The organism is Okeania sp. SIO2F4 (genome assembly GCF_010672385.1).
Classification (GTDB): Bacteria; Cyanobacteriota; Cyanobacteriia; order Cyanobacteriales; family Microcoleaceae; genus Trichodesmium.
On sequence record NZ_JAAHGT010000571.1, the window covers coordinates 1 to 6,248 of the forward strand.

General features: G+C 36.1%; 6 protein-coding genes and 2 pseudogenes. 4 read left to right on the forward strand and 4 right to left on the reverse strand.

All coding sequences use genetic code 11. From position 1 onward, the window contains the following. Positions 1-38 precede the first annotated feature (38 nt). Positions 39-842, reverse strand: coding sequence for a calcium-binding protein (locus F6K22_RS27705; protein ID WP_293105509.1), 804 nt, complete (start codon positions 840-842; stop codon positions 39-41). Between the two features lie 281 nt (positions 843-1,123). Here F6K22_RS27705 and F6K22_RS27710 point away from each other — a divergent pair, with 281 nt between their 5' ends. The 4 genes from F6K22_RS27710 (at position 1,124) to F6K22_RS27725 (ending at position 4,255) form a co-directional block, all read left to right on the forward strand. Beyond that, positions 1,124-2,134 (forward strand): ABC transporter ATP-binding protein, encoded by a 1,011-nt coding sequence (locus F6K22_RS27710; protein ID WP_293105512.1) that lies wholly within the window; start codon positions 1,124-1,126, stop codon positions 2,132-2,134. Between the two features lie 398 nt (positions 2,135-2,532). After that, positions 2,533-2,805, forward strand: coding sequence for a DUF1963 domain-containing protein (locus F6K22_RS27715; protein WP_293105515.1), 273 nt, complete (start codon positions 2,533-2,535; stop codon positions 2,803-2,805). A gap of 36 nt (positions 2,806-2,841) precedes the next feature. Further along, positions 2,842-3,141, forward strand: coding sequence for a YwqG family protein (locus tag F6K22_RS27720; RefSeq protein WP_293105517.1), 300 nt, complete (start codon positions 2,842-2,844; stop codon positions 3,139-3,141). Between the two features lie 325 nt (positions 3,142-3,466). Continuing rightward, the gene (locus tag F6K22_RS27725; RefSeq protein ID WP_293105520.1) at positions 3,467-4,255 is read left to right on the forward strand and encodes an ABC transporter permease; all 789 of its coding nucleotides are present in this window, start codon (positions 3,467-3,469) and stop codon (positions 4,253-4,255) included. Between the two features lie 147 nt (positions 4,256-4,402). Here the strand turns inward: F6K22_RS27725 and F6K22_RS27730 are convergent, their stop codons facing one another. From F6K22_RS27730 to F6K22_RS43165, 3 genes and pseudogenes are all read right to left on the reverse strand, one after another. Next, on the reverse strand, positions 4,403-4,759 hold the full coding sequence (locus F6K22_RS27730; RefSeq protein WP_293105523.1) for a four helix bundle protein: 357 nt from the start codon (positions 4,757-4,759) through the stop codon (positions 4,403-4,405). A gap of 135 nt (positions 4,760-4,894) precedes the next feature. Next, a pseudogene (locus tag F6K22_RS27735) lies at positions 4,895-6,017 on the reverse strand (formylglycine-generating enzyme family protein); the annotation flags it as partial. Positions 6,018-6,127: 110 nt separating this feature from the next. Continuing rightward, positions 6,128-6,248: pseudogene (locus tag F6K22_RS43165) on the reverse strand (IS5/IS1182 family transposase); the annotation flags it as partial.

Sequence of the window (6,248 nt, forward strand, 5' to 3'; positions counted from 1 at the left end):
ATGGATTCAGGGTGCATAATATACACCCTATTAATTCATCAAAAATCTACACTAATAAACTGTGATTCTGGTAAAGCTGCAATTTGTGCCGAATCTGTGTTCAACACATATCCTAATAATTGATTTGTGCTACCCATTCTAATAGTAGTACCTTCTAAAATACCATCATTATTCGGGTCTAAATCCTGCACTGAAATCCCAGTCTTAGCTAACAGTGCAAGTTCATCGCTAAGAAATGGTAAAATCAGATTTGTATTAATACCAAACTCAGTTAAACTGTTAAAATCTTCAAAGATTAAATCAGCTTTTGTCATCCCTCCGGTTAATCCAATAATATCTTCAGTAGAGTTAAAGTCAGTAATAATTGCATTAGGCAATTCAATACTACTGGGAATTACTGGAACTATAGAACTAATAAAACTTAAATCTTGTGTTACTGGTGCTAACTCAGTTCTGAAAACATATACATCACTTCCCAAACCACCCTGATAAATACCAACACCAGCATCACCAATAAGGGTATCATTACCATCGCCACCATCGAGAAAATCGGTACCTTTACCTCCATACAATATATCATCACCATCGCCACCATCGAGAAAATCGGTATCTCTATTACCAAACAAGCTATCATTACCATCATTCCCTAACAGATTGTCTTCTCCTTTTCCACCTAAAATTGAGTCCTCTACGGATGAACCATTCATGGTATCATCACCAGCAAGAGCTAATACTCCTCCAGGAAAATCATTAGCTTGTTGTACTGTGATAATTTCATTATCATCACCATCTGTTCCTAATAAACGAGCAAGGGGTTCTGAAAAGTCTGGGGTAAGTACCATAATTAATATGTCTCCTAATATGCTAAGTTTTTTTTTGCCTATCCATTTCTATGGAATTTGGCGTGTAATACCGTTTCACTGAAGTTAAAAGTCAACCCACCCCTAACCCCTCCCAGGAGGGGAAGTAGGGGCGAATGGCCATTCGCCCGTACAAAAGTCAAAAGTAAAATTTTACAGGCTCAAAACTTTGACGCTACAGTAATTTCAGGAAATTATTTCACATTTAAAGTTTGTGACATCTCTAAAGTGAATTGGTATAACTTAAATTGATATTTGAACTTATGTCTATTATACTCGCTAAAAATTTAAGCAAAGTCTATCCAGTAGCTATCAAAGAACCTGGAATTAAAGGAACATTGCGTCACTTTATTCGTCGCCAATACCAATATGTTAAGGCAGTTGAAAATATTTCGTTTGAGATAGACCCAGGAGAAATAGTCGGATTTCTTGGACCAAACGGTGCCGGTAAAACTACTACCCTGAAAATGTTGACAGGTTTAATTCATCCGTCTAATGGCGTAGTTAAGGTTGCAAATAATATACCTTTTGACCGCAAGAGAGAATTTTTACAGCAAATTACTTTGGTCATGGGGCAAAAACAACAGTTAATATGGGATTTACCTGTGTTAGACTCGCTGAAAATTAATGCTGCTGTTTATGATGTTTCGGACGAAGAATATTACAGACGGTTGATGGAGTTAACAGAGATGTTGTCTCTAGAGGGGAAGTTGAAACAACCAGTCAGAAAATTATCTCTGGGGGAACGGATGAAAGCGGAGTTAATGGCAGCGTTGTTGCATCGACCACAGGTTTTGTTTTTGGATGAACCAACTTTAGGTTTAGATGTTAACGCTCAAGCAGCAGTACGCGAATTCTTGCGGGAATATAATCAACGTTATCAAGCAACAGTTTTGTTGACGAGTCATTATATGGCTGATATTACTGCTTTGTGTAAGCGGGTGTTGTTGATATATCAAGGTGAGTTAATTTATGATGGCAGTTTAGATGGTTTACTCGATCGCTTTGCTCCTTATCGGGAGGTGCAAATAGAATTAGTTAATCCTATTCCTCCAGATGTAGATAATTTTCAGCAACTTTTATCTAATTATGGAGAGGTGGAAACATTGGAAGGTCAGGTAGTACGTTTGTTGGTGCGCCGGGAAAATTTAACTAGAACTGTAGCGCAAATTTTGGCAGAGTTAGAAGTACAAGATTTGACGGTGACTGACCCACCTATTGAGGAGGTTATTGGTAGAGTTTTTCGGTCAGGGAAGGTTGAAGTCAGAAGTTAGAAGTCAGAAGTTAGAAGTTAAATTCTTGCTGGATATATTTAGGACTTATACAGAAACCGGGTTTATCGGTCAAGTTTCATAATTTGAATAATTAAGGCAATAAACCCGGTTTCTTGTTTTGATGTGTAGGGAGAAATAATTGATGATTTCTTTGGGATAGTTGATTTGATTTTTTATTATTGGAAAGTCAAAAATAAGAGCAGTTGCTACAATTAATATATTCTAATTTATTTGATTTTCAATTCAGCAAAATATCTATCTATTGAATTGTTCCCGATCGGTTTCTTTACTTTTATAAAATACGATGACTAATATTCCTCCAGAAATTCAACCCTATAAACGTGCAGCTTGGAAACCCATAACTATTGAAGGTGATGGTGATTTAACTGCTTCTAAATTTGCTGGTAAACCAAGGTTTAGCAAAAGACGAACCATGGCCGAAATGTATTCATTGTCAAAATCCTTTAGAATTCTTTTTTCAGCTCAACTTAAATCAATTACCAGAAGCATTACAAAATGAATTTGGTAGTGGTATTTTACAAATGTTTGATTGCACTAATGCTGACCTAACTTATGATTGTGATTATGAAGGATGGCTACCATTTTATGATGTTCATTTAATCAGAATTATTCAACCAGAAGCAGAAGCTCAAGATAGAGAAATTCCATAATTTGAAGATATTTTTCCACCTAAATTAATTGTTAATTTGCAACAATTAGAAGATTATCCTAATTATGATGAAGCTCTAGAATTTGGTATAGAATTAGATGATGAATTATATGAGGATAATTTCCCAATTGAAGGAGATAAATTAGCTGGCTGGCCTTTATGGATTCAGGGAATAGAATATCCTAATTGTCCGATATGTGATGAAAGAATGAGGCTAGTTTTTCAGGTTGATTCTGAGGATAATTTACCTTATATGTTTGCTGATGGTGGTTGTGGTCATATTACTCAATGCAAAGAGCATAAAAATATAGTAGCATTTGGTTGGGCTTGTTGTTGATATAGTATTAGACACTCAATAATTACAAAAAGTGCAGAAACCGGGTTTGTATTAAATGCTCAAACATAATAATATTAAGCTCCAACAAACGTGGTTTTTTATAACTCAATAATTACAAAAAGCGCAGAAACCGGGTTTGTATTAAATGCTCAAACATAATAATATTAGTCTCCAACAAACCCGGTTTATTATAACACTCCAAAGCAACTGGATTTGAGATAACATAGTATTCAATACTCAATAATTAGAGCAATTATTGTTATTAATAGAGAATTTTATCTCAGTTAGGTACATTACTGGCGGGCAAGATTCCCGCACTGGAAAAATGAAAAAAATTATTAAAACTGCAAAAGTTTTTCTCTCTACTTACTATGCCTATATGCTAGAATATAGAGCCGAATTAGTCTTATGGGTATTGTCATCTTCTTTACCTTTTATTATGATGGGCATTTGGATAGAAGCTGCAATAAAAGGTGAATTTCCATTAGATAAATTACAGTTTTCTCGTTATTTCTTAGCAGTATTTATTGTTCGAGCTATAACTCCTGTTTGGGTAATTTTTGATTTTGAAGATGAAGTAGTTGAAGGAAAATTATCTCCTAAATTATTACAACCCATAGATCCAGTCTGGCATCATGTAGCAGGTCATATTTCAGAAAGATTTGCAAGAGGACTTTTTGTTTTAGGTTTAATACTATTATTTTTTGTTCTCTATCCCCAAGCATTTTGGTTGCCGAATTTTGTCGATTTATTGTTATTTTTAATCGTAGTTTTAATGGCGTTGGTATTGCGATTTTTAATTCAATATACATTAGCTATGTGTGCGTTTTGGACTGAAAGAGCTAGGGCGATCGAGCAACTTTGGTTATTGCCTTATATGTTTTTATCAGGAATAACTGCTCCATTAGAAGTGTTTCCAGAATTGGTACTGAAAATAGTATTGTGGACTCCGTTTCCTTATCTGGTTCATTTTCCTGCTTCTTTGTTAGTAGGGTTGCCTGTGGATGTTGGGCGGGGGTTATTAGTTATGTTTGTTTGGAGTGTTATATTTTTTGGGTTAAACCGTTGGTTGTGGCGACTGGGGTTGAAGCAATATTCGGGGATGGGAGCCTAGTTAGAAGTCAGAAGTTTGAAGTCAGAAGTCTTTATGAAGTCAGAAGTTTGAAGTCAGAAGTCAGAAGTTTTTATGAAGTTAGAAGTCAGAAGTTTTGATGCAGTTAGAACTCAGAAATATTTATGAAGTTATGCTGAAGTTAGAAGTTTATTGCTTGAGCTTTTTAATCGTAGCGACTAATATTTTAATAATTTCTTCGGTTTCTTGCATTAGGTATTTGAACTTTTCTAATGATACTACTTCAGCTTCTATTATAACTTCTAGCCAATATTTTGTTTCTCTTGCTTCTTTGAGAGCAATTTCATATTTACTGATAAAATCTTTTTTAGATTGAGCTGACTTAGCTTCACTACAATTTGCTCCTATAGAAGTTCCTGACCTTAACAATTGATTTGCTAAAGTTCTACTTACATTAGATTTTCCTTCTAACCAAGTACAAGCTTTGACTACTCTAACCGCAAACTTTTTTGTTCTTTCCTGAATTGAAATTTGTTGATTACTCAAATTATTTTCCTCCTCAAAGCTTCTAACTTTATAGTGATTTTTTTCCTAAATTATATCTGAATTTACCTACTTCAAAAACCTTAACTTCTGAGTTCAAAAAACCTTCTGACTTCTGAGTTCAAACTTCTGACTTCATTAAATTCTCCCGCCACCACACACAATACGAAAACCAATATAGTTGCTGTGGATGTCGCGCCTAACGTTGACCTCGCGAAACGCAGAACGGCAGTAAGCAGGAGCACTGAGCCAGGAACCGCCACGCAGCAGTTAACGATTATTATCTCCTCCAGTTTCCCAAGCACTTCCATCAGTAGGCGCTCCATTATAGTTTTCGTGCCAAACGTCCTGACACCAATCTAATACATTCCCGTGCATATCGTATAAACCAAAAGCATTAGGAGGAAAAATTCCCACATCTGTTTTTTCTTGACGATATTTTCCTTTCGGTGCATTAGCATAAGTATACTTGCCATTAAAGTTAACTAACTCAGACCTTATAGTTTCGCCAAAATAAAAAGGTGTTGTTGTTCCTGCACGGGCGCACATATTCCCACTGACTCTCACTGGGTAAGCTATATTTCTTACCCGTTATTTGTGAGAGTTTCTGACAAAATTCTGTCGCGTCCTTCCAACTTACTCTTTCTACAGGACGACTTGCACCTTTAAACCTAGAAGGATTATTTCCCATAACTGCTTCCCACTGTGCTTGAGTGACTGGATACTTTCCCATGAAAAATTCTGGCACATCTACATAATGTTGGGGACCTTCGTCATCATCTCTTCCTGCTTCTGTTTCTGGAGACCCCATGAGAAATCTACCTCCAGGAATTTTTACCATTTCTAGAGAGACTCCATCGTCGAAGTTTTCTATCATTACTTCTGCTTGACCTTGACGGCGACTTATTATTTCTCCCCTGCTGTTAAGTGTGAGTGTCTCAAATTTCTGAATGGAAGTATTAGGAGATGGGTATGTTTTAGGAGATGGGTATGTTTTTGGTTCTAAAAATCCATTCCACAAGTCTCTACTTAATATTGCTGCGACAAACCCACTTCCTGCTAAACCTCCTAAGATCAATATTTTTCTTCTGGTTTTATTAGATTGGGGTTGGGTTTGAGTTTTAGGTATAGATGAAATTGTTAATTGTGGTGTTGATGCTGGTGTTGGTTGTGGTGAAGTTGTCAAACCTAACGCTTCTAATACTTCTGTGGAATTTTCATAACGCTGTGCAAAATATTCATGCACCATCCTATCTAAGAGCTGATTTATAAAGTAAATCTTAAATTAGCTAGTCGCTTGACCATGAGTTGGATTAATGAGCCATAAATCATTGCTTCACTTACATCTGAATACACTTACGTTACCTTACTTAAGCGCCTAAATCTATTTAGCCACCCAAAAGTGCGTTCCACAATCCATCGCGCACGGCAATTGCTCAAAACTCTCTGAGGTTCGTTTGATCACTTCCACTCTGACGCCATCGCCACAAAC